The organism is Halomonas sp. MCCC 1A11062 (assembly GCF_021404355.1).
GTDB lineage: Bacteria > Pseudomonadota > Gammaproteobacteria > Pseudomonadales > Halomonadaceae > Halomonas > Halomonas aerodenitrificans.
Window position 1 is genome coordinate 1 of the sequence record NZ_JABFTW010000013.1, and the last position, 23,042, is coordinate 23,042.

Genomic DNA, 23,042 nt, shown 5'->3' on the forward strand with positions numbered 1-23,042 from the left:
GGAGGGTAGAATCGGTCATGGCGTATCCACTCATGTTGATTGAGATCTTGGTCGTGATCAATCAACAGGATACGCCACCCTTCCTACCTCCTCCCATACACCAGAAATCACCATAGCTCGTTCCGCGAGAGCAGGCGGCGTAATGCCGCAGGTGTAACCGCCCAAGCGGCCGGCAAGACGGCCGTACGGGTACCAGAGAGCAGGGGACGACGGCGATGAGCATGAAAGAACTGATGCGACAGAGAACAACGGCCAAGCGAGGCCAGAGCGGTTTCACCCTGATCGAACTGCTGATCGTGGTGGCCATCATCGGGATACTGGCGGCGATAGCGATTCCGCAGTATCAGAACTATACCAACAGGGCTCAGGACTCTGCTTGTTTGGCTGAAGCAAGGTCTTATGCATCTGGTGTAGCCGCCGAAAGAGCGACGGGGGGCACTGCTACAAGCCTGACTGACGTTTTTGGTGCTAACTATGCGGGGGATTGCGGTTTGACTGATGTTACTCCAGCAGACGCCGCTGTTACTTATGATTCAGGTACAGGTACAGCCAACGCGACAGGCAGTGTTAATATTGGAATAACTGGAAGTTAATTCACTAATAAGAATTCAAAGGTCGGCGTGTTGTCGGCCTTTTTTTGATTTATATATAAGGTTTGGGCATGTCCTTGGTAGGTATTGCCTTCCCCTTTTTAGTGGTGGGGGGAGGGCTTTTATTTTCTGGCTTGGGTGGTTTTTTTGATGTGCAGCGACTGCTGCAGTTTTTTATTTTCTCTGTGGTTTTGTTTTGTTCTGTTTTTTCGGTAGGTTTTTTCTTACGCTGTAAGGTTTTTTTGTTTCAGGTCAAATCTTGTGAATTTTATGTGACGCTATTGGTGCTGGCGTGGCTGTCGTTGGTGGTAACTCAGTCGCCTTTTGTACCGTTGTCCTTGTTGGAGCTGATTTTTTTCATCGTTCTGGTGGTGGTGGTCTCTTTAGTTTTAGCGGCGGCCAAGAGGTGGGTTGAGTTTAGTTGGTGGTTTCTTGGTGGGGTAGTACTATTTTTCTTGTTTTTTTATTCTTTCTTGTCGTTTGACTCGTTGCTATTTCAGAAGGATTTTTTGCATCGAAGATTTATTGCATACAGCTTTGATAATATTCGGCACTTCTCCGACGTGGCCGTCGGCTTGATGCCGTTGGCGCTGCTCTATATCGTCAGCCGGCCCAGACCTTCCGTGATCGCTGCCGTGCTCTGCTTCCTGCCGCTTTCGTTCTGGTGGTATCTGCTGTTCCTGAGTGAGGGGCGGGCGGGCATTCTCTCACTCGCCCTGGCCATGGTGATTGCCTTGGCATTGTTCAGGCAGTCTGCCTACTGGCCTGTCACGACCTTGTTTGGCTCTTCCCTCGCTGGGTTGGCGGGCTGGTGGTTCGTCAATCCTCTGCGTAAAACAGTCGAGGGAAAGGAGGTTATATTTCATCGTGATATTACCAGTGACAGTAATCGCTTTGATCTATGGCGTACCGCCATAGAGTACAGTCTGGAAAACTTCCCGTTCGGTATCGGCCCGATGCAATTCGCGGGAGATGGAAGGCTGAGCTACGCCCACGCCCATAACATTATCTTTAATACCGCGGCGGAGTGGGGGCTACCAATAGCGCTCATGCTGCTCGCGCTGATACTGTATGGCTGCTGGAAGATTTATCGGCGCTCCCGAGTCATTCCCGATCAAGACCAGCCGGTTTACGCCTGCCTGGTCATGGCCTTCGTTGGTGTCATCGTGAACGTGCAGTTTGCCGGTGCTCATATCTTCCCCTTGAGTTCACTGGTCATGGCTCTCGCCATAGGGTTGGTCTTCGGCTATCGCGATTCACGGCAACCGCTACCAGAGCGTCCCGTTGGGCCCGTGCCGATTCAGGCGACTCTTCTTTGGGCGGGCATGATGTTGATGATGGCCTATTTGCTCCATGCCGGCATGGAACTCTACTGGCTTTCCTTGGATTCTCGCCTGATTTGCATGCAGGAAATCGGGCGCGCTTACCTATATCCTCGCTTCTGGGCTCAGGGTCGCTTGGAGTGCATGCAAATGGTCGCACCGGACCACTGGCTGTTCTGGACGTGGCGATAGAGCAGAGGCTGGCCTCATCGTGATGCTAAGTTCTCCTAATGCTTAAGCGTGACCTCGTCTTGCTCTTAATGTAAAATTGTGTATCTGAATGGTTCCAGCTCGTCTGGAGGGCTAATGCCAGATACACGACACAAGCAGCAGGGCGCGGCGCTGGTGGTGGTGCTGTCCTTGCTGAGCATGGCGCTTATGCTCGGCATTTCCGCCATGAGCGGCAGCCTGGTCAACGAGAGGCTGGCCGGGAATTATCGTGCTTCAGTGATGGCGCAAAACGAAGCCGAAGCGGGGCTCTATGCTTTCAATGACGAGCTTCGCACCGCCATCGAGGCGATCAATAACGCTGAAACGCCTATACCGCCCGTTTATGCCGACCAGGGGAACGGCTTCGTTGCTGCGCTGCGTAGTGCGGCAGCTCAAGCTCGAAGTGAACAATCGACAGAAGCCTTGCAGGGCGCGCTCACGGGCTCCTGGTCGCCACAGGGCAATATCTCGGATAACGGACGCCACCGCTGGCGGCTTGCGCCCGCGCTGCCTGAAGACGATGTGCTGCTGGGTGGCCAGCTCGGGGTGAGAATCGAGAGTGAAGGCTATTTTGGTGCCACTGGCGATGAAGCCATGCGCACTGCGGTGGGGCTCGTGGCCCTGCCGGAACTGCCGCCACCAGGTTCGCGTGGTTTGTTGAGTTGCGATGGGGTGCAGGTTACGGGCAGCGGCATCATCGACAGCTACGACTCGCGTGAAGGGGCCTATGGTGGCAGCAACGCCCAGCGCAGCAACGTCGTGGTGGGAACCCAAACCGAAGGGGCGGAAATCAGGGCGACCGGTGCATCGCCCATCTACGGTGACGTAGCTGCCAGCGGCAAGTTCACTGCCACGGGCTCGGCTGCCGTGCACGGAAGTATCAGAGGTAACGATACGGTGACCATCAGCGGTGGCGGTGCCAATGTCTACGGCGATGTGGTCGGGTTGGGTGATGTAGCCATCACCAGTAGTGGAAGAGTCCACGGCGATGTTCAGGCTGGCGGCACGCTAACGCTGGGAAACTGGAGTTCGTGGATTGGTGGCAATGCGCTGGCATCCGCCGTCAACTCCGTGCGTAACCCAGCCGACCAGGTCGGTGGCGAGCTCAATGCCGGCAGTGGCGGGCCGCAAGGTCTCACGCCGGTATTCTCCGTTCCCACGGCAGCCGATTGTGAAATCCCCGTGCAAACGGCCCGGTACTCCCAATACCTGGCGCAAGTCGGTACTTCTTCCGGTGCGCTGAACATGCAGGGCGGCTCACGTAACATCGTTCTCGATGCGACGGGTTTGTATGACCCCAACAATGCCGTACCCAATGTAGGCACGCCCATACAGTACCAAGGCAAATCCATAGTGCGTTTCGATTCTCTCCGGTTAGGGGGAAGCGTCAACTTCCGCATCGGTAGCGTTGGCAATCCCGTCGACATGGTCATGGTCGTTACGGGAGATATCGATATAGGCGGTGGCGGCACGTTTCGCATTGCGGAAGGAAGTAGCCTCACCATCGTCACGGCCGGTGAATTCCGGCTGGCAAGCGGCATTCAAGTTGGCGATGGCAAGCCCACTCGAGTTGCCAATGACGGTAGCGTTAGCCCCATACTCTCAGTCATCTCCGTTTTCGACGACTCATCTCACAACCGTGCCGGGGTATTCATCGGCGGGGCATCGAATTTTTACGGCCAGGTCATAGCACCTCATTCCCATGTGGATATAGGTGGCAGTGGCCAATTTTTCGGAGAAGTCATGGGTCGTACCGTCGAAGTCAGAGGGGCGGGAGGTTTTCACTACGATGAAGCGTTTGGGGATACCGAGGGCGGTATTGGCGGTGGCGGTGGTCTAGTGTTGCCTCGGCTACAGGGAATTTGGGTCGGCTAGCGCTTCGTGTTCCACACTCCCTGCGCATTCCTTACCTAGGCTGAAAGAAACACAGCGGTAAGGAGCGGCCCATGCGTATTTCCCAACGAGCGGTACTCCACGGTGCTGCGGCACTGCTGCTGGCCGGTGCGACCTTTGCCCATGCCCAGCCTGCCGATAACCGTGGTCAGGGCCAGGGCCAGCATCAAGGGCAGGGCCAGGGCCGGGGGCAGGCTCAGGAAGCGGCGCCGGGGCAACAGGGGCGGGCTCAGGGGCAGGGCAGAGCCCAGCCCGGCGAGCGGGCGTCTCGAGGCGGGGAAGGGTGGCAGGGCGAGGCTCGCACAGGGCGGAATGTCGACTACGGCCCGCGCATCGATGAGCGCGAGATCCGCCGGTTGCTGCTCGAGCGACGTGACTGGATCGAGATCGACCGCAGCCGGGAAAGCCTGCCGCCTGGCATCCGCATGAACCTGGAGCAGGGCAAGCCGCTGCCGCCGGGCATCGCCAGGCAGCTGGACGATCGCATTCTGCGCGACCTGCCACGCTACGACGGCTACGAATGGCACCGCGTCGGCCCCGACGTCATCCTGGTGGATGCCGCCAACGCCATCATTTACGAGATACTGCGCGATATTTTCTATTGAGGCCGTAGAAGTAGCGAACTTCTAAGCGGGAAGCGCGAGGTTATCCGCTCTGAAATCTCCCAGCGCGGCCAGGCCGCGCCAGTTGTTGATGCGGATCTGCCTGTGGTCGCAGCTTTCGATTAGCCCCTTGCGCTTGATCTTGTTCAGCGAGCGGCTTACGTGAACGCTGGAAAGGCCTACCACTTCCGAGATTTCCGTTTGGGTGAGGGGGAAGAAATAACGCCCCTGGTAGGTCATGCCGGCCGCGTGAGAGCGGGCGAAGCATTCGCATAGCAAATTGGCGATTCGCCCTTCGGCATTGCGTGCCGAGATGTTGACGATCCAGTTCATGGCCACGCTGTGGCTGATATGGCCCGAGGCCTTGAACAGGCGCAGGATGCGTGGCCGCTCGAACAGCCGCTCGGCGCTTTCCGAGTCGATGGTGGTAAAGCGCAACGGCGTGATCGCCTTGATGGAATAGTCGAGCCGGTTGTACAGACCCTGGCCGTTGTCGCTGATATCGCCCGGCAGCAGCAGCGAAGTAATCGGCTCCCTACCGTTGCGCAGCATCGTGTAGCGGCAGGCCCAGCCCTTCTCGATCAGATGCAGGCACTCCAGTACCTCACCTTCACGGGCCAAATGGCTGCCCTTCTTCACTTCCCGCACGGGGCCCGTGTAGCTATCGAAAACGCGCTTGTCCTCGTCGCACAAATCCAAGCGTGACTTGAGGTTATGAAACAAATACATGCCATCCTTAGTATGCTTGACCAATGTCTCCATCCCCCCAGTGTAGCAAACGACCGAGCGGCAACAAGGCGGTAAATTAGAAGATGCCGATGGTAGGGCGGCACTTGGAAATCATCATACAAAGCAGGCGGCGGCTTCTTCCTCGTGCCGCAGCAGTTGCGGTTTTCCGAATTTCGTTTGACACATCTATTTGACGTTGCCGATAAAGTCGATGAAAATAAGATTGAGTGTTGTCATTTCGGCCGGGTTGTTGTATTTATAAGCCGCATCCCGCAAAACTCCCAAATGAATTACAGGATTGCCAATGTCCCTTCTTAGCGAATTCATGCAGAAAGAGCAGCAGCTCAAGCAGCTTCAGGCTGAAATGGAGCGGCTGCAAAACGACGAGCGCCTGAAGGCCGAGCTCGAGTTCAAGGACAAGCTCGAAGCGCTGATGCGCGAGTTCAGCAAGAGCTCCACCGATGTCATCAACCTGCTGGAGCCGCAGGGTGGCAAATCGGCACCGGCCAAGTCGGCTGCTGCCGGTGGTGGCGCCCGTCGCAAGCGCAAGCTGAAGATCTACAAGAACCCCAATACGGGTGAAGTGGTGGAAACCCGCGGCGGTAACCACAAGACGCTGAAAGCCTGGAAAGACGAGCACGGTTCCGACACCGTGGAAGGCTGGCTGGTTCGCGTCGAATCTTGATTGCGTACGAAGCCGGGCCATTGGCCCGGCTTCGTTCGATTTGCTTGTCCTTGCTCAAGGTTTAGTTGCTCGGATGTAGCGGTTATAGGACAAGCGTAAGGCTCATCGATTCTTTTGGACCGGTAGCCGCATCACGATCTCTTCCTGCGTCCACTCCACCTGAAGCGCCTCTCCCGTAGCGTGATAGCGCTCTGCGGGCAATCCTTCGCAAATCAGGTACTGCACCACGTCTGGTATCTCATCCAGCAATTCGACCGTAACGCAGGCCTGATACTGAGAAGGCACCTTCAGCAGGCGGAACGAGGGTGGAATGGGGATGCCCTGCGCTTCGCTCTGGCTGACAACCGGCCCGACGTCGATTCGATCCGTTTCGCTGGGCAATGGCGTGTTATACATCAAGGCAATGATACGGCCGCGTTTCAGGCGCTCGGATAGGCTTTCCGTGCCCTTGGCGTGTTGCCGCCATGTCTTCAGCATGCCCAGAGCGGGGCTGTGCGGCTGACGATAGAGCCGGGTCACCAGGGCATGGCGCATGTCGGAATGACGTATTTCAAACGTTGGTGGTTTACGGCCCCCTCCCTTGCAATAAGGGTTGTGGTGAAGCCTCAAACGTAACGCCTGGCGGTATTGGCGAGGTGTCTGTTTGTGGTATCGTTGGAAAGCACGGCTGAACGCGGAATGGTTCTGGTAGCCGCACTGGCTGGCAATGGTTCGTATCGAAAGGGGGGTCAAGGTCAGTAAACGCGCTGCCTTCTCCAGGCGTAAACTGTCTCGGTATGCACTTGGGGACAGCCCGAAGCACTGCTTGAACCTGCGCCGGACCTGTGAGGTCGAATAACCGAGTCGGCTGGCGAGGTCTTCTATTCCCTGCTGGCTATCCAAATGGTCTTGCAGCCAGATCTCCGCCCGCATCATCTCGTTAAACATAACTGTCCCTTGCTCGATTCGGCAGCAACGTTTCGTTTGCTGCGTCTGCCAAAACACTGGTGCCCTCACTGGCGCCTGGGCAGAGCCCGGCAGGCATAACGCCCGCTTTTCTTATGGCTTTTATGCACCTCTTTATGCGCTGAGGGGACGGGCAAAGGCAAGTTTGGTTAGCGAGTTTGACTGTTTGTGCATAATACGTACTGGGAATGATACGCAGCTCCTTCACGTCATACAGCCTCTGTTTTCAGCGTAGCGTAACGTCGTTTCTTCGCTACACAGCGGTTTGACGGTATACTGGGGCTCTTCGACAGCAGGTGCCGCGGGGGAAAGGCCCAGGTGCTTGAGTAAAAACGGATACACATGAGAAACCAAAAACCCAACCGTTCCATGGATGAGCGCGAAAAACTGCGCAAGTTTCGAGAACTGGACGACGCCTTCGCCGAGGCGCTGCGTGAGCTGGAGAAGCCCAATCCGAAGCTCGATATCCCCACGGGGCCGCCGGTGCGTAGCCTGGCAGAGCTGGAAGCGGAAGAGCAGCAGCAGCGGCAGCAAGTCTTCGAGCAGCGGCTCAAATCGCTGATGAACGAATACGCACAGCCCAGGGAAAGCGTGACAGTCCTGCTGCGCACCTTGCAGACCCTTGGGCGCATTGCCTGATCTGCAGCCTTCTATGACCTACTTCCTGGTGATGGGTAGCCTGGCGTTATCCGTCCTGTTCACGCTGGGGTGGGCGCTTTCCCGCCTGCTGCGCTGGGTGGCTTCCGGCCTCTCGCTTGGCGTCGGCAAGGGGAGTGCCAGGTCCCGGCGCTCGGCAGGGCGCGGTAGCCGGGCCGCCAAAACCGCCAAACCCAAACCCAAACCCAGGGCCAGCGCAAAAGCCGCTGCCAAGGCTGGGGCAACCGCCAAGGCCAAGCCTGTCGGCGAGCCCTGGCGTATCACCCGGCATCTGGCCGAATGGCGCTCCAGTACCGCGCTGGCGCTCGTCGCTGCGCTCACCTACCTCGTGGCACGCCTGGCCGAACACGGCATGAGCTATCGTCCGCCCCATACCCTGCCAAGCGGATTCAGTACCTTGCTGCTCGGCCTCGGTTGGCTTTCCGCCGGTTTGATCCTGCTTGCGCTGCTGCATCGGTTGGCAGTGTGGCGCTGCCGTTGATCCAGCGTCGGTCAGCTGTATGGCATGGGTTTGTAACACGAAAGACTGGCAGCGACCTCATGATCCAGAACTAATTGAACAACTGCTTGAGTTGTCAAGATAATTTGCGCGCAAGTAGCGGTAGAGCATCACGCGCAAGTGCCGTAGAATTCGGCTATTCCAATAACGATACCCGGCAGGGAGAAGGGGAGTGCCGTACGAATCGTTAGCAGGCGATTCGTAGCGCTGCCTGAAGTGTCGAGCCCCAGCTCGACTAGGGACCGAGAAAGCACTGCCCAGGGCTTGGAGCGCCTGTGGCTCTTTCATACGCGATTGCGCACGCCCCGTCCCGGCACATGATATCGCTACGTGACCAGGGCCAGGGAACCGCCCGGAACAATCCCCGGGCGGTAGCGTGCCTGGGCGGTGGCTGGCGAAGAGGGAGTTACCATTCAGGTTCTATGCTCGGCCAGGTTCGGTTAAGAAAAAATGGGCAAAATGCCAGTAAGTGAAAATTTTGTTGTTCAGCTGACAAAAAAATGACCGCAGCAGGCGGAAGTGAAAGCAAGCATTCGGTCGGGCGCTCGAACCAGACCAAGCAAGGCAGAGCGAATGAGCCCAGCCCGAATGAGACAGAGCATGAAACGGCTCGCATGAGACAGCTCGTATGAGGGCAGTAGGCTACGAACACATTCGTCAAGCCCATGGTTTGAGTGCTTTTCCCCCCGAGCGGCCTGCATACGTTCGGCCAGTGACGCGCTTAGCCCAGATAGAAGGCGGCCTGGCCGTCCCGGCCAATCGAGCCCCGGAGCAGGACAGCCTCCTGGAGCACCTGCTGTTCGCGCTCAAGCATGAGGGGGTTGAGCTGGCCATTCTGGCCGAGGTGCTGCCGAGGCTCGACCCCACAGAATTGATAGCCGCGCTACGTAAGGCCCCAAATGGTGCTTACCTGCGCAAGCTGGGCTTTCTCTTCGAAGCATTTACCGGCTCGCAGCTCGATTATCAGCCGGAGGTGCGCGGTAAAGCCGTGCCGCTGTTCGACCCACGCGCCTATGTGACCGGGCCGGTCCGGCGCGATTCACGCTGGCGTGTCGACTTCAATGGACTGGGCTCGCTTGCGTGGTGTGCCACAGTGCGGCGTTCGGCGCAGATCGAGAACCTGTTGCGGGAGGATATCCTGGCGCAGGCAGCAGAGTTCATCGAATCTCTGCCGACGGAAACGCTGGATCGAGCGGTGCAGTGGGCCTATCTCAGCGAAACCCAGTCATCGTTTGCCATCGAGCGCGAAACCCCCTCTGCAGACAAACAACAGCGTTTCGTACAGTTGCTCCAACAAGCCCATGAGCCGCGTGAGCTCAGCGAAGCCTATTTAGTCGAGCTGCAAAACGCCACGATAGACAACCCATTCGACAAAGCCTTCGGTTTTCGCGACGAACAGAACTACCTGCACAACGGGGCCCGTGGGGCGCTAGGGGTCAGCTATTTGCCGCCGCCACCTCCTCTCTGCCATGAGCTCATGCACGAGCTGCTGGAGTTTGCCAATGGCAGCGGTCCAGCCGTGCCGCCTCTTGTCGCGGCAGCCGTCACGTCATTCGGCTTCGTGCTGATTCATCCCTTCATGGATGGCAACGGGCGCATCTCTCGCTTCCTGGTGCATCAGCAGCTATGCCAGGCGGGGGTACTGAGGAAGGGGCTGCTCTTGCCGGTTTCGGTGGCCATGAAACGGCATGAAGCCGAATACCTGGCAGCGCTGGAGGCGTTTTCCCGCCCCGCGCGTGAGCGCTGGCGGGTCGAGTGGATCGATGCGGAGCATCATGAGTTCAGCTTCACCGGTAGCGAGGTGATTTACCGCTACTGGAACGCGACCCCCGCAGTCGAGTTCCTGCTGCGCATGGCCAAAGCCGCGTTGGAGAACGATCTGCGAGAAGAAACGCGCTACCTCGAGCGTTTCGACAAGATCTACCAAGCCGTCAACGCACGCTACGACATTCGCGGGAGTGACCTCGCCAAGCTGATCATGCAGTGTCTGAGCCACCACGGGCAGCTGTCGAACAACCGCCGTAAGCAATATCGCTATCAAGTGCCGGAAGCTGCGCTCGATTTCATCGAAAGCGAAGCCCAGCGCCTTTTGCACGAAGAGTGCGCATTCAAGTTAGCTAAGGGAAGCGAGTGAAACTGCTGATTACCGGCATTGCCGGCTTCATCGGCCACGCCGTGGCCAAACGCCTGAGCGGGCAGGGCCATGAGATCGTCGGTATCGACAATCTCAACACCTACTACGATGTCTCGCTCAAGCAGGCGCGCCTGCACGACCTGGCCGATTGCCACGACGTTCGCTTCATTCATCTCGATCTCGGCGATCGGGAAAAGATGGCCGCGCTGTTTCGCGAGAACGAATTCGACCGGGTGATCCACCTGGCCGCCCAGGCCGGGGTGCGCTACTCGCTGGAAAACCCCCACGTGTACGCCGACTCCAACCTCATCGGCCACCTCAACGTGCTGGAGGGCTGCCGCCAGCACAAGGTGGGGCACCTGGTGTACGCCTCCTCGAGCTCGGTGTACGGCATGAATGCCAAGACGCCGTTCGCCACCAGCGACAGTGTGGATCATCCCGTCAGCCTCTACGCGGCCACCAAGAAGGCCAACGAGCTGATGAGTCACACCTACGCCCATCTCTACGGCGTACCGATGACGGGGCTGCGCTTCTTCACCGTCTACGGCCCCTGGGGCCGGCCCGACATGGCCATCTTCAAGTTCGTCAAGGCGATGTTCGAGGGCAAGCCGATCCAGGTGTACAACCACGGCGACATGTCGCGGGACTTCACCTATATCGACGATATCGTAGAGGGCATCGTGCGTATCGCCGACGTGATACCCCAGCCCAACCCCGACCGCGCCGCCGCCACCGCCCGGCCCGACCAGAGTACCGCTCCTTACGCGCTCTACAACATCGGCTACGGCGCCCCGGTCTCGCTGATGAGCTTCATCCGCGCGCTGGAAAACGCCACCGGGCGTGAAGCCATCTGCGAATACCTGCCCATGCAGCCCGGCGACGTACCGCGCACCTGGGCCGACACCGAAGCGCTGCTCAAGGCCACCGGCTACCGGCCCAAGATGCAAGTGGAAGAGGGCGTGAAGCGCTTCGTGGCGTGGTATCGCGGGTTCTATAATGTCTAAATAGTCAAGTAGCTCTGAGGAGGGTCGCCATGCGTAACCTGCAATCAAGAATTACGATCAATCTCGAACAGTGCGGCGGTCGCCCTTGCATCCGTGGCATGCGCATCAGGGTCGTGGATGTGCTTGATCTTCTGGCTCAGGGGTTGACGACTGAGCAGATCCTGGAAGAAATGCCCGACCTCGAGCAGGATGATATCTATGCCGTGCTTCAGTTTGCAGCGCGTTGCATCGAGCCTTCGGTACTGGATCTGCAGGGTGGCCTGGAAAAATCCTCTAGCTTTGCTGGGAACGCTCTGAAAGTTCAAGATCACCTTCGTGATGAATGGAGCCAGCGCGATGGCTGGTTGAGCTGAGCGATAGGCGAACAATGCACCAGGAACAGTGATATGCCAGTTCTATCCATCTTTTTTGGCATAGTGGTACGCATGTGGCATGACGACCACCCGCCGCCTCACGTGCATGTCGAATATCAAGGGTTCGAGGCATTGGTCGATATCAGCTCCTGAGAAGTGAAAGCTGGAAAACTACCAAGAAAGGCGGCTAACATCGTTCGGGAATGGTGCCTTGAGCATCAGCATGAGCTACTCGAAAACTGGGAAAGAGCGCAGCAATTCGAGCCCTTGGAGCGAATTAGAGGAGCCGATTATGATTAAGCTGCTTTATGTCAATTATCTGAAAAATTTTCAATTCGAACTTGAGTTCTCGGATGGCACTCAAGGGGTATTCGATTTGGCGGAATACCTGAATAATCATCATGGGCCTTTACTCGAGCCTTTAAGAGATGAAAAGTATGCCAGACGCTGCTTTATCGATGCAGGAGCCCTCTGCTGGCCCAATGGGCTGGAGTTAGCGCCTGCTCGTCTTCACGAGCCACGATATCCTGGATTCATAGAATAACCGCAGCACTTTGGACACCACGGTGGAGGCAGGAGGGCCAGCGCCGGTACCCTTCTCGGCTCACCGACCAAAGTGAAGCAGAGCATGGGATACCGACAGCTGACCCAGACCCAACGATACCAGATCCACGCCCGCTATGACTTGGGCGTGAGCCAGCGTCAAATCGGCAGAGAGCTAGGAATCCACAGCAGCACGGTCAGCCGTGAGCTGCGTCGTAACGCCACTTCTGGTGGCTACAACCCCGAGCAGGCCCAGTCCCTCAGTGATCACCGCCGCCGCACCGCCTGGAAGTGGACGAAGCGCTTGCCCAGCCTGATCACCGCCGTTGCCGACCGGCTGCGAGAGGAGTGGAGTCCGGAGCAGATCAGCGGCTTCATGGCACCGTTGGCCGGCGTAGGCGTCAGTCACCAGTGGATCTACTCCTTGATCTGGGATGACAGAGCGCAAGGTGGCGATCTATGGCGGCATCTCCGCCAACCGAAGCGTCGCAGCAAGCATCGGGCTCAGGCCAAGAGCGCTGGGCTTGGCAAGATCCCCAGCCGCGTGGGCATTGAGCATCGCCCGGCAGAGGTCGATGCCAGGCTCGTCATCGGGCACTGGGAAGGCGACACCGTCATCCAGGGGCATAAGCAATCGGGACTGGTGACGCTGGTAGAGCGCCGTAGCGGCTATCTGCTGGCGGCGAGGTTGCCCAGGGTCTCAGCGGAGCTGACGCAAGCGGCCATGATCCGGCTGTTGAAGCCTCGCCGGGGTGCTGTGAAGACCATCACCCTAGACAACGGCTCGGAGTTCGCCGGCCACATAGCCGTAGGCAAGGCGGTGACCGCAAAGACCTACTTTTGCGATCCCTACTGCTCTGGCCAGCGTGGGAGCAACGAGAATACCAATGGCTTGATACGGCAGTACTTCCCCAAGGGAACGGACTTCCGCCAGGTCACCGATGCCGAGCTGCGCAAGGTGGTCGAGAAACTAAACGACCGCCCTCGAAAGCGACTCGGTTACCGGACACCGGCACAGGTGTTTCTGGGGGAGTACTCAGGAGCCCTGGACACAGCAGGTGCTGCGCTTATTGCTTGAATTCAGGTATCTAAAAAGCGTCGCATAGTTTACGTAAGGGATGACTTCTTGAACATTCTCCACCACGGCGGCGGGGCGGGTGTCACCGGCAGCTGCCACCGCCTGCAAATCGCCGAGGACCGCGCGCTGCTGGTGGATTGCGGCCTGTTCCAGGGCCAGGATGCCGATCACCTCGAAAGTCTGGAGCAGCACAGCGTGCGCTTCCCGGTGGAAGACGTGCTGGCGCTGGTGGTCACCCACGTGCACATCGACCACATCGGCCGGCTGCCCTACCTGCTGGCGGCGGGCTACAAGGGGCCGATTCTCTGCTCGGTGCCATCCCAGCGGCTACTGCCATTGGTCATACAAGATGCGCTTAGGGTCGGCTTCACCCGCGACCGGGCCCTGATCGAACGCTTTCTGGCCGAAGTGGAAGGGCGCCTGGTAGCGCTGGAGTACAAGCAGTGGCACACCGTACTCGACGACGAGCGCCACCGCATTCGCGTCAAGCTGCAGCGCGCCGGTCACATCCTCGGCTCTGCCTACGTGGAAGTGGAAACGCACGACAAGGCCAATGGGCAGAGCCAGCGCACCGTTTTTTCAGGTGGCCTGGGCGCGCCCCATGCACCGCTGCTGCCCGCGCCCAAGCCGCCGTACCGGGCTGACGTGCTGGTGCTGGAAGCCACCTACGGCGACCGCCTGCACGAAGACAGGCGCCACCGCCGCCAGCGGCTCAAGGCCGCCATCGACAGAGCGCTGGAAAACGGCGGCACCGTGGTGATACCCGCCTTCAGCGTAGGCCGCACCCAGGAGCTGCTCTACGAACTGGAAGGGCTGATACACAACGCACGCAGCAAACGCTGGCGCGAGCTCGAAATCATCGTCGACTCGCCCCTGGCTGCGCGTTTCACTGAAGTTTACCGCGAGCTCAAGCCGTGGTGGGACGCCGAAGCCCACCGCCGCCTGCGCAGCGGACGCCACCCGCTCAGCTTCGAGAACCTCTACACCGTAGACGACCACGCCGCCCACGAGCGCACCGTGGCCTACCTGGCCGAGAGCGGCAGGCCCGCGGTGGTAATCGCCGCCAGCGGCATGGTCAGCGGCGGCAGGGTGGTCAACTACCTCAAGCGCATGCTGAGCGACGAGCGCCACTGCGTGCTCTTCACCGGCTACCAGGCCCAGGGTACGCCGGGGCGCAACATACAGCGCTACGGGCCCAGCGGCGGCTGGGTGGAACTGGAAGGCCGGCGCATCGAGATACGCGCCCGCGTGGAAACCGTGAACGGCTACTCGGCCCATGCCGATCAGCACGACCTGCTCAACTTCGTACGCCGCATGCGCCACCCGCCAAGGGAAGTGCGCCTGGTACACGGCGACGCCCACGCCCAGGCTGCGCTCAAGGCCAAGCTGCTGGCATGGGCCGCAGGGGCAGGGCATGAGATGAGCGTGACGCTGGGTGGTGACTATCTCGCGGAGAGCACGAACGCAGAGGCGCCCGATCAGGCCTTGGCATGAGACTCAAGCTGAGCGGGTGTGAAATAATAGCGACCACGGATGGAAGAGCACAGACACATGGCAGGCCACGATAATAGCTATAAGCTACTTTTTTCGCATCAGCGAATGGTAAGAGACCTATTGACCGGCTTTGTGCATGAAAAGTGGGTCGAAGAGCTGGATCTGGATTCGCTCGAGAAAGCGAGTGGCTCCTACGTGACGGACGAGTTACGTGACCGCGAGAGCGATATCGTCTGGCGTGTAAGGTGGGGCGATACTTGGCTTTACGTTTATCTGCTCATCGAGTTTCAGAGCCGAGTCGACCGCTTCATGCCCGTACGCATCATGAGCTATGTGGGCTTGCTCTACCAGGATCTGATACGCCAGAAGGCGTTCACTCCGAGCGGCAAGCTGCCGCCTGTGCTGCCCATTGTGCTTTATAATGGGGAAAGGCGCTGGAACGCGGCACAAGATGTCGCCGAGATGGTCGAAAATGTAAGCGGCGGCCTGGAGAAATACTGCCCCACCGTGCGCTACTTGCTGCTGGATGAAAAGGCAATTGTCAACGATCCCGACTGGCCCGAAGAGACGCGAAATGTCGTTGCAGCGTTATTCAACCTTGAGCATTACCGTGGCGTCGATGAAGCCTTGAACGTTCTGGGGCGGCTGGTCGAGTGGCTTTACTCTGAACCACAAGAGGAGCTGCGTAACGCGTTCACAAGCTGGCTGAAGCAAGTCTGGGCCAAACGCCAGGCACCCAAAGAACACTGGCAGGAACTCAACCGACTGGAAGACCTGCGGGAGGTATACACCATGTTGCAAGAACGCACTGGTCAGTGGCCGAAGCGCTGGAAGCAGGAAGGCCGCGAAGAAGGCCGCGAGGAAGCGCTGCGCAGCACGGCACGGAATCTTATCCAGACCACCGATCTGAGCGATCGCGCTATTGCTGATGCCACCGGGCTGCCGTTAGATGATGTAAAAGCCATGCGCGATGAGCTGCAGCACTAAGAGAAGCTTCATATGCCCTCCCATTCATCCGCCGATCTCCGGGTCATGAGCGTCAGCATCGATGATGACCGTCTCACAGTTGAGCTGATGGACGGGCGGGCGATTTCCGTGCCCTTGGCATGGTACCCCCGGCTGGCCAACGCTAGCCAGGCTGAGCGCGAGCACTGGGAGCTGGCTGGCGCTGCACTTATTGCTTGGATTCAGGGAATCCACTGGCCGGATATCGACGAAGACCTGAGTACCGAAGGACTGCTACAAGGCGCTCGTGCGCCTCGTGTGCCGACTCCACCCCCATGCGCCTGACGGATACCCAACGCCAAACCATCCAGCGGATCGTTCATGAAGAGCTGGGTGAGAGCGCCACAGTAAAACTGTTCGGATCGCGTCTTGATGACACCGCTCGTGGCGGAGATATCGACCTGTTCGTGGAGCTTGATAAGCCCGTTGAGCATCCGGCACAGCTCTCGGCCCGGCTCAGCGTACGGATCATGCGCGCCATGCACGGGCGCAAGGTCGATGTGCTCGTGAGCGCACCGAACCTCAGTGAGCAGACGATACACAAGCTGGCACGAGAACAGGGAGTTCGCCTGTGAAAGACAATCTTTCGGAGCGCTTGCGCTTCTTGAAGCGAGTGGTCGAGCGGGAAGTTCATCACCTCAGCTACTCCTCGCGCAATGTCTTTACCATACCATTTACCGAGGAGCGTGCCGCCAAGCTGGGTGAAGAAAGTCTGGGCCAAACGCCAGGCACCCAAAGAACACTGGCAGGAACTCAACCGACTGGAAGACCTGCGGGAGGTATACACCATGTTGCAAGAACGCACTGGTCAGTGGCCGAAGCGCTGGAAGCAGGAAGGCCGCGAAGAAGGCCGCGAAGAAGGCCGCGAGGAAGGCCGCGAAGAAGGCCGAGAGGAAGCGCTGCGCAGCACGGCACGGAATCTTATCCAGACCACCGATCTGAGCGATCGCGCTATTGCTGATGCCACCGGGCTGCCGTTAGATGATGTAAAAGCCATGCGCGATGAGCTGCAGCACTAAGAGAAGCTTCATATGCCCTCCCATTCATCCGCCGATCTCCGGGTCATGAGCGTCAGCATCGATGATGACCGTCTCACAGTTGAGCTGATGGACGGGCGGGCGATTTCCGTGCCCTTGGCATGGTACCCCCGACTGGCCACCGCCAGCCAGGCTGAGCGCGAGCACTGGGAGCTGGCTGGCGCTGCACCTCGTGTGGCGACTCCACCCCCATGCGCCTGACGGATACCCAACGCCAAACCATCCAGCGGATCGTTCATGAAGAGCTGGGTGAGAGCGCCACAGTAAAACTGTTCGGATCGCGTCTTGATGACACCGCTCGTGGCGGAGATATCGACCTGTTCGTGGAGCTTGATAAGCCCGTTGAGCATCCGGCACAGCTCTCGGCCCGGCTCAGCGTACGGATCATGCGCGCCATGCACGGGCGCAAGGTCGATGTGCTCGTGAGCGCACCGAACCTCAGTGAGCAGACGATACACAAGCTGGCACGAGAACAGGGAGTTCGCCTGTGAAAGACAATCTTTCGGAGCGCTTGCGCTTCTTGAAGCGAGTAGTCGAGCGGGAGGTTCATCACCTCAGCTACTCCTCGCGCAATGTCTTTACCCTACCTTTTACCGAGGAGCGTGCCGCCAAGCTGGGTGAAGATGAAGCACTGGCAGAAAGAGTGGAAGCATACACCAGCCGCTTCTGTCGTCTTCAGGACACGGCTGGAGACAAGCTTCTACCGCTTTGGCTTCGTGCTTTAGGTGAGAAAACAGGAGCCGTGGCCGACAACCTGGACCGCGCCGAGAAACTGGGTGTGCTCGACTCTGCCGACAAGTGGCTCGAGATCCGTCAGATCCGAAATCAGATGATCCACGAGTACATCGAATCGCCCCAGGTGCTAGCTGATGCCCTGACAACCGCGTACGACTATCAGGAAACGCTAATTGCGTTTGCCCAAGCCATGCTTGCTGATGCCGAGCGAAGAGGTTTGCTGGATTAAAGACCAACACGACCTGCTCAACTTCGTGCGCCGCATGCGCCACCCGCCAAGGGAAGTGCGCCTGGTACACGGCGACGCCCACGCCCAGGCTGCCCTCAAGGCCAAGCTGCTGGAATGGGCCGCAGGGGCAGGGCATGAGATGAGCGTGACGCTGGGCCGACATCACACTGAACAATCACTCTCAATGAGCGTTTAATCATAAAGGAACGGCGATGAACGTTACCGTATTCGGAACCGGCTACGTGGGTCTGGTACAGGGAGCCGTGCTGGCCGATGTTGGCCACCACGTAGTGTGTGTGGACGTGGATGCCGCCAAGGTGGAACGCCTCAAGAAGGGCGAAATACCCATCTACGAGCCGGGCCTGGAGCCGCTGGTAAAAGAGAACTTTGTCGCCGGGCGGCTGGAGTTCACTACCGATGCCGCCGCTGGTGTGAAGCACGGCCAGGTCCAGTTCATCGCCGTGGGCACCCCGCCGGACGAAGACGGCAGCGCCGATCTCAAATACGTGCTGGCCGTGGCCGAAACCATCGCCCAGCACATGGAGCGCGACCAGATCATCATCGACAAATCCACCGTGCCGGTAGGTACCGCCGACAAGGTGCGCGACAAGGTGGATGGCGTGCTGGAAGCCCGTGGCCGCAAGGACCTGCGCTTCGATGTGGTCTCCAACCCCGAGTTCCTGAAAGAGGGCAGCGCGGTAAGCGACTGCCAGCGGCCGGACCGCATCATCATCGGCACCTCCAGCAAGCAGACCGAAGACGTGATGCGCGAGCTATACGCTCCCTTCAGCCGCCAGCACGACAAGATGATCGTGATGGACGTGCGCAGCGCCGAGCTGACCAAGTACGCCGCCAACTGCATGCTGGCCACCAAGATCAGCTTCATGAACGAAATGGCCAACCTGGCCGAACGCCTGGGGGCGGACATCGAGATGGTGCGCCAGGGTATCGGCTCCGATCCGCGCATTGGCTACCACTTCATCTACCCCGGCGTGGGTTACGGCGGCTCCTGCTTCCCCAAGGACGTACAGGCGCTGATTCGCACCGCCGACGATATCGACTTCGACGCCAAGGTGCTCAAGGCGGTGGAAGCGCGTAACGAAGAGCAGAAAACCACCCTGTTCCAGAAGATACACAAGCACTACCAGGGCAACCTGGCAAGCAAGACCTTTGCCATCTGGGGCCTGGCTTTCAAGCCCAACACCGACGACATGCGCGAAGCCCCCAGCCGCGTGCTGATGGAAGCCCTGTGGCAAGCCGGCGCCAAGGTGCAGGCCTATGACCCGGAAGCCATGGAAGAAACCCAGCGCATTTACGGCAACCGCGACGACCTCACCCTGTGCGGCACCAAGGAAGCCGCTCTGCGCGGCGCCGACGCCTTGGCAATCGTTACCGAATGGCAGAGCTTCCGCGCCCCGGATATCGAACTGATCAAGCAACAGCTCGCCCAGCCGGTGATTTTCGATGGGCGCAACATGTTCGAGCCGAGACGCATGGCGGTGAAGGGCATGACCTATTACTCAGTAGGGCGCACTTGATGGTACCGTTCCACCATGTGCCAATGCCGACAAGATTTAGATAGCCAGATGAAGAGTGCTGATTGGAGATGAAGCGTCCTTCGCGCCGGATGCGCAGAAAACCGAAAGAAGCTCTCTTGGAAGCGGAGTTGCTGCCCCCCGAGCAGCGTCAGGAACTTGCCGAGCAGGTATGTTACCGCGGGAGCCCTTACCATAAGCGTTTTCCGGCTGATTACGGCTTTTCCGAGCCAAAACCGAGACCTGACAAGACGCTTTGTGATGCCGATAGAACATTTTCACTCCATGAAGCTCAGGAATTGCTGCGGGCCGGCGTAAGGAGAGCTATGGTGAGCGTACAGTCCCGGAATGGTTGGCCGCAGAATATCTGGGCGGTACATGACGGCCTTGTGTTCGAGTCACAGCTTCAGAATCAGGAGCTTGGAGAGTATCATGGCTATCCAATGGTCTTGGACTCAGCCTTTGCAGGCGTAGTTCTTGAGGAATGGGAGAGGCGAGCCCCATGAGCATGCAGATCGGTGCACGATGGTTGGAAGCCTACCCGGTTAGCCGGGGCGCCAAATGGGAGTCGATAGCGGACAATGCCACCTTAGCCGAGCTTGAGCTGATGGTGGCAGACCTCTGTTTGACTCGCGCTGAGGATACATTGACTGGTGGAGTGCGCCGTCATGCCGTGTTGGCAGCCAATCGCCTCGCTGAGTGGCTGGTGTGGAATTGGTGGCGCCTTTGCTATGAGCCGCGTAGTAGCGGAAAAGAACAAGTCCCTGGCTGGTTCGAAGCTCACCGCATGCCGAATGTTGGCGGTGGTTGGCTGTGGCCAAATGTGGAGTTTGTCAGCGATGGCGTACGCATGCGGATCAGCGCAAAGCAAACTTCAGTGACTGCACATCAACCCTTGCGCTATCTATCCTCAGATCATGCCATTATTCCTCTTATAAGTTTTGAAAAATCCGCGGATGACTTCATTGAAAAGGTCTGCGAGCGTCTTAACGATCAGAGAGTAGCTGAAGCAGACCTACCATTGATGTGGGAAGAGCTGCAAGCAGAGCGTGCCGATCCTGAATTGACTGTCTACCGTCGCCTTGAAGCTCTGTTGGGCTTTGATCCAGATGAATGCCCTGAACAGCTGATAGTGACCTTACACCATGATGCGGCCCTGCTAGGGCAGGCGGCTGTTGAAGAACTGGCGGCGGGCGCGGGCAATGCGGTAATCAGTGCAAGCCAACTCCAAGAGTGGGCACACTCTAAAGGTGTTGCATCGGTCAAGAAGGATCGGCTGAAGTGGGCTGGACATGAGTTTCGGATCGATCATCAATTGGCAGCCTGGCGTAATGGCGTAAGCGCAGCGCGAACACTGCGCGCTCAAGAAAAGCTGGATGGGCACCCCATCACCAATCGATGCCTTGCCGAGTGGTTTGCAGTACCCATAGAGCTACTTGAAAGTGGCAACCATAAGCCCGAATTGGCTTATGAACTCGACTGGGAAGGTGGGCAGAGCCGAGTATTGCTCCGTTCAAAGTGGGAGACTGGTCGGCGTTTCGAACTGGCACGGCTATTGGGTGATACCCTGGTGCAGGGCACGAACGAGCGCCTACATCTGGCAACTATGCAAAACACCTACCGACAAAAATTTCAGCGCGCTTTTGCAGCAGAGCTATTATGTCCCATCGAACCTTTGAAGGACGTGCTGGAAGGAGACTATACAGATGATGCTATCCAAGGAGCGGCTGATAATTTCAAGGTAAGTCCGCTGATGGTGACAACGCAGCTTGTCAATAACGGTGTGCTGCATAGCGATGAGCTCAACGGCTTGGATCAAGACTTGGCGGTTGCTTAACGGCGCTTTCTATTGGCATAGATCTATATCTCGTTAGGCGATAGCGCGCTTTTTTCGCATCACGCACCTTTTAAGCGGTAAATCATCCTTTATGTTATCTTTGCTAAAAGAACTCTACAGCCTGCTCACACCTAGGCAGCGCAAGCGTTTTCTGCGCCTGCAAGTGCTGGTGGTGATCATGGCGTTTGCGGAAATTGCCAGTGTTGCCGCCATCGCGCCCTTCATGGCTGTGGTGGGCGATATGTCGCGCCTGGAAGGCGATGGCATGCTGGCGCAACTCTACGCCGCCAGCGGGGCAGATTCGCCGGGTACCTTCCTGTTCTGGCTCGGCTCCGGTGTACTCCTAGTGATGGTGGTGGGCACTGGCTTCTCGATGCTGACCACTTGGCGCATGGCGATGTTCGCGCATAGCGTGGGGGCACAGATCAGTCAGCGGCTCTATACCCACTACCTGCACCAGCCATGGCTATTCCACGCCAGCGGCAGCAGTAGCCAGCTGACCAAGCAGGTGGCACAGGAAACCGGCCGGGTAACCAATGGCATTCTCAACCCGGTGCTGCAACTCAATGCCAAGCTGACCATGGCGGGCTTCATGGTGGTGGGGCTTGTTTTCTACGATCCAAAAGTAGCCTTCGTGGGCTTGGCAGTTTTCCTGTTCTCATACGTGTTGCTGTTCAAGGTGGTTCGCAAACGCTTGGCTGACAATGGCCACCGTATCTCCAACATGAATACACTGCGCTACAAGTTGATGAATGAAGGATTCGGTGGCATCAAGGACGTTCTGCTACTCGGCAGACAAGCTCTGTTTACCCAGCGCTTCATTCAATCCAGCGATAAATTGGCCAGGGCGCAGGGAGTGAACCAGGCTTTGAGCGAAGTGCCTCGCTACGCCATGCAACTGATCGCCTTCGGTAGCATCATGTTGCTGGTGCTTTATTTGCTGGGGGTACACCAGGGTAGCTTGGGCCATATGCTGCCGGTACTTTCTGTTTACGCCCTGGCCGGCTTCAAGATGCTGCCCGCTTTCCAACAGGCCTACCAGAGCCTGGCGAAGATCAAGGGCAATACGGCAGCCTTCGAATCGATTCGCGAGGCCATGCAGCAGAGCTACCAGCAAGCCATTGACCAGGATGCAGTAGTTGCCATGGCCGCCGGTGAGTTAGCGACGACAGACAAACTGGCCGTTAACGAAGAAATTCAGCTGCGCAATATTTCGTTGACTTACCCAGGTAAGGAAGAGCCGGCTTTGAACGATCTGACATTGACTATACCTGCGAGGCAGGTAATCGGCCTGGTAGGAGCATCCGGTTCGGGCAAGTCGACGGCAATCGATGTGCTACTGGGCCTGATTCAGCCTCAGCAAGGAGAGTTGTTGGTCGATGGGCAACCGATCAACGATGCCAACCGTCGGCAATGGCAGAACAGCATCGGTTTCGTACCCCAGAGCATCTTCCTGGCGGATGCCAGTATTCGCGAGAACATTGCCTTCGGTATTCCGCCTGAAAAGATCGATGAAGCACGGGTACAGCAAGCTGCTCAAATGGCACATCTAGACGAGCTGCTGGAAGAGCTCCCACAAGGGTTGCATACGCGTGTCGGTGAACGCGGCGTTCAGTTATCCGGTGGGCAGCGCCAGCGTATCGGTATAGCAAGAGCACTCTACGATGATGCTGATGTGCTGATTCTCGATGAGGCAACGAGTGCGTTGGATGGCATTACCGAGAAGCTGATCATGGACGCTATCCACGATTTTTCGGGTAAAAAAACCATTGTCATGATTGCCCACCGTTTGGCGACAGTGAGGCAGTGCGACAGTATTTATTTGTTGGCTAACGGTCAGTCTGTGGATGATGGTTGCTATAGCGAACTGGCCGAGCGCAATACCATATTTCAGCGCATGGCTGAACATGCTTGACGATTGTTGAA

At 58.1% G+C, this 23,042-nt stretch carries 25 protein-coding genes and 2 pseudogenes; 25 read left to right on the top strand and 2 right to left on the bottom strand.

Annotated features, from left to right (window positions below):
- Nucleotides 1–233 precede the first annotated feature (233 nt).
- The 4 genes and pseudogenes from HOP58_RS14435 to HOP58_RS14450 all read left to right on the top strand — a co-directional run.
- Nucleotides 234–374: pseudogene (locus HOP58_RS14435) on the top strand (prepilin-type N-terminal cleavage/methylation domain-containing protein); the annotation flags it as partial.
- Between the two features lie 287 nt (nt 375–661).
- Nucleotides 662–2,104: an O-antigen ligase family protein gene (locus HOP58_RS14440; protein ID WP_234260698.1), complete on the top strand. Its 1,443-nt coding sequence runs from the start codon at nt 662–664 to the stop codon at nt 2,102–2,104.
- A 114-nt stretch (nt 2,105–2,218) separates the two neighbouring features.
- Nucleotides 2,219–3,997 (top strand): collagen-binding domain-containing protein, encoded by a 1,779-nt coding sequence (locus tag HOP58_RS14445; protein WP_234260699.1) that lies wholly within the window; start codon nt 2,219–2,221, stop codon nt 3,995–3,997.
- 71 nt (nt 3,998–4,068) lie between these two features.
- Complete coding sequence (locus HOP58_RS14450; RefSeq protein WP_234260700.1) at nt 4,069–4,620, top strand: anti-virulence regulator CigR family protein; 552 nt, start codon at nt 4,069–4,071, stop codon at nt 4,618–4,620.
- Between the two features lie 21 nt (nt 4,621–4,641).
- On the opposite strand, the gene HOP58_RS14455 is transcribed toward HOP58_RS14450, so the two are convergent.
- Entirely contained in the window at nt 4,642–5,346 is a 705-nt protein-coding gene (locus tag HOP58_RS14455; protein ID WP_234260701.1) for a Crp/Fnr family transcriptional regulator, read from the bottom strand.
- A gap of 304 nt (nt 5,347–5,650) precedes the next feature.
- Here HOP58_RS14455 and HOP58_RS14460 point away from each other — a divergent pair, with 304 nt between their 5' ends.
- Complete coding sequence (locus HOP58_RS14460) at nt 5,651–6,031, top strand: histone-like nucleoid-structuring protein, MvaT/MvaU family (RefSeq protein WP_191224570.1); 381 nt, start codon at nt 5,651–5,653, stop codon at nt 6,029–6,031.
- A gap of 102 nt (nt 6,032–6,133) precedes the next feature.
- On the opposite strand, the gene HOP58_RS14465 is transcribed toward HOP58_RS14460, so the two are convergent.
- Nucleotides 6,134–6,958, bottom strand: coding sequence for an AraC family transcriptional regulator (locus HOP58_RS14465; protein WP_234260702.1), 825 nt, complete (start codon nt 6,956–6,958; stop codon nt 6,134–6,136).
- Between the two features lie 360 nt (nt 6,959–7,318).
- On the opposite strand from HOP58_RS14465, the gene HOP58_RS14470 reads away from it, so the two are divergent.
- The 20 genes and pseudogenes from HOP58_RS14470 (at nt 7,319) to HOP58_RS14560 (ending at nt 23,031) form a co-directional block, all read left to right on the top strand.
- On the top strand, nt 7,319–7,615 hold the full coding sequence (locus HOP58_RS14470; RefSeq protein WP_234260703.1) for a hypothetical protein: 297 nt from the start codon (nt 7,319–7,321) through the stop codon (nt 7,613–7,615).
- Between the two features lie 13 nt (nt 7,616–7,628).
- Nucleotides 7,629–8,114 (top strand): hypothetical protein, encoded by a 486-nt coding sequence (locus HOP58_RS14475; RefSeq protein ID WP_086508903.1) that lies wholly within the window; start codon nt 7,629–7,631, stop codon nt 8,112–8,114.
- Between the two features lie 730 nt (nt 8,115–8,844).
- Entirely contained in the window at nt 8,845–10,266 is a 1,422-nt protein-coding gene (locus tag HOP58_RS14480) for a Fic family protein (RefSeq protein WP_234260704.1), read from the top strand.
- On the top strand, nt 10,263–11,270 hold the full coding sequence (locus HOP58_RS14485; RefSeq protein WP_234260705.1) for an NAD-dependent epimerase: 1,008 nt from the start codon (nt 10,263–10,265) through the stop codon (nt 11,268–11,270). The genes HOP58_RS14480 and HOP58_RS14485 overlap by 4 nt, the downstream gene beginning before the upstream one ends.
- A 29-nt stretch (nt 11,271–11,299) precedes the next feature.
- On the top strand, nt 11,300–11,623 hold the full coding sequence (locus tag HOP58_RS14490) for a DUF433 domain-containing protein (RefSeq protein ID WP_234260706.1): 324 nt from the start codon (nt 11,300–11,302) through the stop codon (nt 11,621–11,623).
- Between the two features lie 72 nt (nt 11,624–11,695).
- Nucleotides 11,696–11,923, top strand: a pseudogene (locus HOP58_RS23055) (DUF4160 domain-containing protein).
- Nucleotides 11,835–12,167 carry a DUF2442 domain-containing protein gene (locus HOP58_RS14495; protein WP_234260707.1) on the top strand — a complete coding sequence of 111 codons (333 nt, stop codon included), beginning with the start codon at nt 11,835–11,837 and terminating at the stop codon, nt 12,165–12,167. The pseudogene HOP58_RS23055 and the gene HOP58_RS14495 overlap by 89 nt, the downstream one beginning before the upstream one ends.
- 84 nt (nt 12,168–12,251) lie before the next feature.
- Nucleotides 12,252–13,244, top strand: coding sequence for an IS30 family transposase (locus tag HOP58_RS14500; RefSeq protein WP_234260708.1), 993 nt, complete (start codon nt 12,252–12,254; stop codon nt 13,242–13,244).
- 48 nt (nt 13,245–13,292) lie between these two features.
- Entirely contained in the window at nt 13,293–14,738 is a 1,446-nt protein-coding gene (locus HOP58_RS14505) for an MBL fold metallo-hydrolase (protein ID WP_234260709.1), read from the top strand.
- Between the two features lie 57 nt (nt 14,739–14,795).
- Nucleotides 14,796–15,725, top strand: a complete 930-nt coding sequence (locus HOP58_RS14510) for an Rpn family recombination-promoting nuclease/putative transposase (RefSeq protein WP_234260710.1) — start codon at nt 14,796–14,798, stop codon at nt 15,723–15,725.
- Nucleotides 15,726–15,770: 45 nt separating this feature from the next.
- A complete protein-coding gene (locus HOP58_RS14515; protein ID WP_267963448.1) occupies nt 15,771–16,028 on the top strand; it encodes a DUF2442 domain-containing protein in 258 nt (85 codons plus the stop codon).
- The gene (locus tag HOP58_RS14520) at nt 16,019–16,318 is read left to right on the top strand and encodes a nucleotidyltransferase domain-containing protein (protein ID WP_086508900.1); all 300 of its coding nucleotides are present in this window, start codon (nt 16,019–16,021) and stop codon (nt 16,316–16,318) included. The genes HOP58_RS14515 and HOP58_RS14520 overlap by 10 nt, the downstream gene beginning before the upstream one ends.
- Before the next feature lie 213 nt (nt 16,319–16,531).
- Complete coding sequence (locus HOP58_RS14525; RefSeq protein ID WP_234260711.1) at nt 16,532–16,762, top strand: hypothetical protein; 231 nt, start codon at nt 16,532–16,534, stop codon at nt 16,760–16,762.
- Between the two features lie 45 nt (nt 16,763–16,807).
- On the top strand, nt 16,808–16,981 hold the full coding sequence (locus HOP58_RS14530) for a DUF2442 domain-containing protein (RefSeq protein ID WP_267963456.1): 174 nt from the start codon (nt 16,808–16,810) through the stop codon (nt 16,979–16,981).
- Nucleotides 16,972–17,271 carry a nucleotidyltransferase domain-containing protein gene (locus tag HOP58_RS14535; RefSeq protein ID WP_086508900.1) on the top strand — a complete coding sequence of 100 codons (300 nt, stop codon included), beginning with the start codon at nt 16,972–16,974 and terminating at the stop codon, nt 17,269–17,271. Before HOP58_RS14530 ends, HOP58_RS14535 begins: the two co-directional genes overlap by 10 nt.
- The gene (locus HOP58_RS14540) at nt 17,268–17,744 is read left to right on the top strand and encodes a hypothetical protein (RefSeq protein WP_234260712.1); all 477 of its coding nucleotides are present in this window, start codon (nt 17,268–17,270) and stop codon (nt 17,742–17,744) included. The genes HOP58_RS14535 and HOP58_RS14540 overlap by 4 nt, the downstream gene beginning before the upstream one ends.
- On the top strand, nt 17,716–17,940 hold the full coding sequence (locus tag HOP58_RS14545; RefSeq protein WP_267963449.1) for an MBL fold metallo-hydrolase RNA specificity domain-containing protein: 225 nt from the start codon (nt 17,716–17,718) through the stop codon (nt 17,938–17,940). The genes HOP58_RS14540 and HOP58_RS14545 overlap by 29 nt, the downstream gene beginning before the upstream one ends.
- Before the next feature lie 16 nt (nt 17,941–17,956).
- Nucleotides 17,957–19,282 (top strand): UDP-glucose/GDP-mannose dehydrogenase family protein, encoded by a 1,326-nt coding sequence (locus HOP58_RS14550; RefSeq protein ID WP_234260714.1) that lies wholly within the window; start codon nt 17,957–17,959, stop codon nt 19,280–19,282.
- A gap of 499 nt (nt 19,283–19,781) precedes the next feature.
- On the top strand, nt 19,782–21,116 hold the full coding sequence (locus HOP58_RS14555) for a hypothetical protein (protein ID WP_234260715.1): 1,335 nt from the start codon (nt 19,782–19,784) through the stop codon (nt 21,114–21,116).
- Between the two features lie 91 nt (nt 21,117–21,207).
- Nucleotides 21,208–23,031, top strand: a complete 1,824-nt coding sequence (locus HOP58_RS14560; protein ID WP_234260716.1) for an ABC transporter ATP-binding protein — start codon at nt 21,208–21,210, stop codon at nt 23,029–23,031.
- Nucleotides 23,032–23,042: the final 11 nt, after the last annotated feature.

Excerpts from the sequence above, each read along its gene's own strand:
- HOP58_RS14440 (WP_234260698.1), top strand. The coding sequence starts at position 662 with ATGTCCTTGGTAGGTATTGCCTTCCCCTTTTTAGTGGTGGGGGGAGGG.
- HOP58_RS14445 (WP_234260699.1), top strand. The coding sequence starts at position 2,219 with ATGCCAGATACACGACACAAGCAGCAGGGCGCGGCGCTGGTGGTGGTG.
- HOP58_RS14450 (WP_234260700.1), top strand. The coding sequence starts at position 4,069 with ATGCGTATTTCCCAACGAGCGGTACTCCACGGTGCTGCGGCACTGCTG.
- HOP58_RS14455 (WP_234260701.1), bottom strand. The coding sequence starts at position 5,346 with ATGTATTTGTTTCATAACCTCAAGTCACGCTTGGATTTGTGCGACGAG.
- HOP58_RS14460 (WP_191224570.1), top strand. The coding sequence starts at position 5,651 with ATGTCCCTTCTTAGCGAATTCATGCAGAAAGAGCAGCAGCTCAAGCAG.
- HOP58_RS14465 (WP_234260702.1), bottom strand. The coding sequence starts at position 6,958 with ATGTTTAACGAGATGATGCGGGCGGAGATCTGGCTGCAAGACCATTTG.
- HOP58_RS14470 (WP_234260703.1), top strand. The coding sequence starts at position 7,319 with ATGAGAAACCAAAAACCCAACCGTTCCATGGATGAGCGCGAAAAACTG.
- HOP58_RS14475 (WP_086508903.1), top strand. The coding sequence starts at position 7,629 with ATGACCTACTTCCTGGTGATGGGTAGCCTGGCGTTATCCGTCCTGTTC.
- HOP58_RS14490 (WP_234260706.1), top strand. The coding sequence starts at position 11,300 with ATGCGTAACCTGCAATCAAGAATTACGATCAATCTCGAACAGTGCGGC.
- HOP58_RS14500 (WP_234260708.1), top strand. The coding sequence starts at position 12,252 with ATGGGATACCGACAGCTGACCCAGACCCAACGATACCAGATCCACGCC.
- HOP58_RS14510 (WP_234260710.1), top strand. The coding sequence starts at position 14,796 with ATGGCAGGCCACGATAATAGCTATAAGCTACTTTTTTCGCATCAGCGA.
- HOP58_RS14515 (WP_267963448.1), top strand. The coding sequence starts at position 15,771 with ATGAGCGTCAGCATCGATGATGACCGTCTCACAGTTGAGCTGATGGAC.
- HOP58_RS14520 (WP_086508900.1), top strand. The coding sequence starts at position 16,019 with ATGCGCCTGACGGATACCCAACGCCAAACCATCCAGCGGATCGTTCAT.
- HOP58_RS14525 (WP_234260711.1), top strand. The coding sequence starts at position 16,532 with ATGTTGCAAGAACGCACTGGTCAGTGGCCGAAGCGCTGGAAGCAGGAA.
- HOP58_RS14530 (WP_267963456.1), top strand. The coding sequence starts at position 16,808 with ATGAGCGTCAGCATCGATGATGACCGTCTCACAGTTGAGCTGATGGAC.
- HOP58_RS14535 (WP_086508900.1), top strand. The coding sequence starts at position 16,972 with ATGCGCCTGACGGATACCCAACGCCAAACCATCCAGCGGATCGTTCAT.
- HOP58_RS14545 (WP_267963449.1), top strand. The coding sequence starts at position 17,716 with ATGCCGAGCGAAGAGGTTTGCTGGATTAAAGACCAACACGACCTGCTC.
- HOP58_RS14550 (WP_234260714.1), top strand. The coding sequence starts at position 17,957 with ATGAACGTTACCGTATTCGGAACCGGCTACGTGGGTCTGGTACAGGGA.
- HOP58_RS14555 (WP_234260715.1), top strand. The coding sequence starts at position 19,782 with ATGAGCATGCAGATCGGTGCACGATGGTTGGAAGCCTACCCGGTTAGC.
- HOP58_RS14560 (WP_234260716.1), top strand. The coding sequence starts at position 21,208 with ATGTTATCTTTGCTAAAAGAACTCTACAGCCTGCTCACACCTAGGCAG.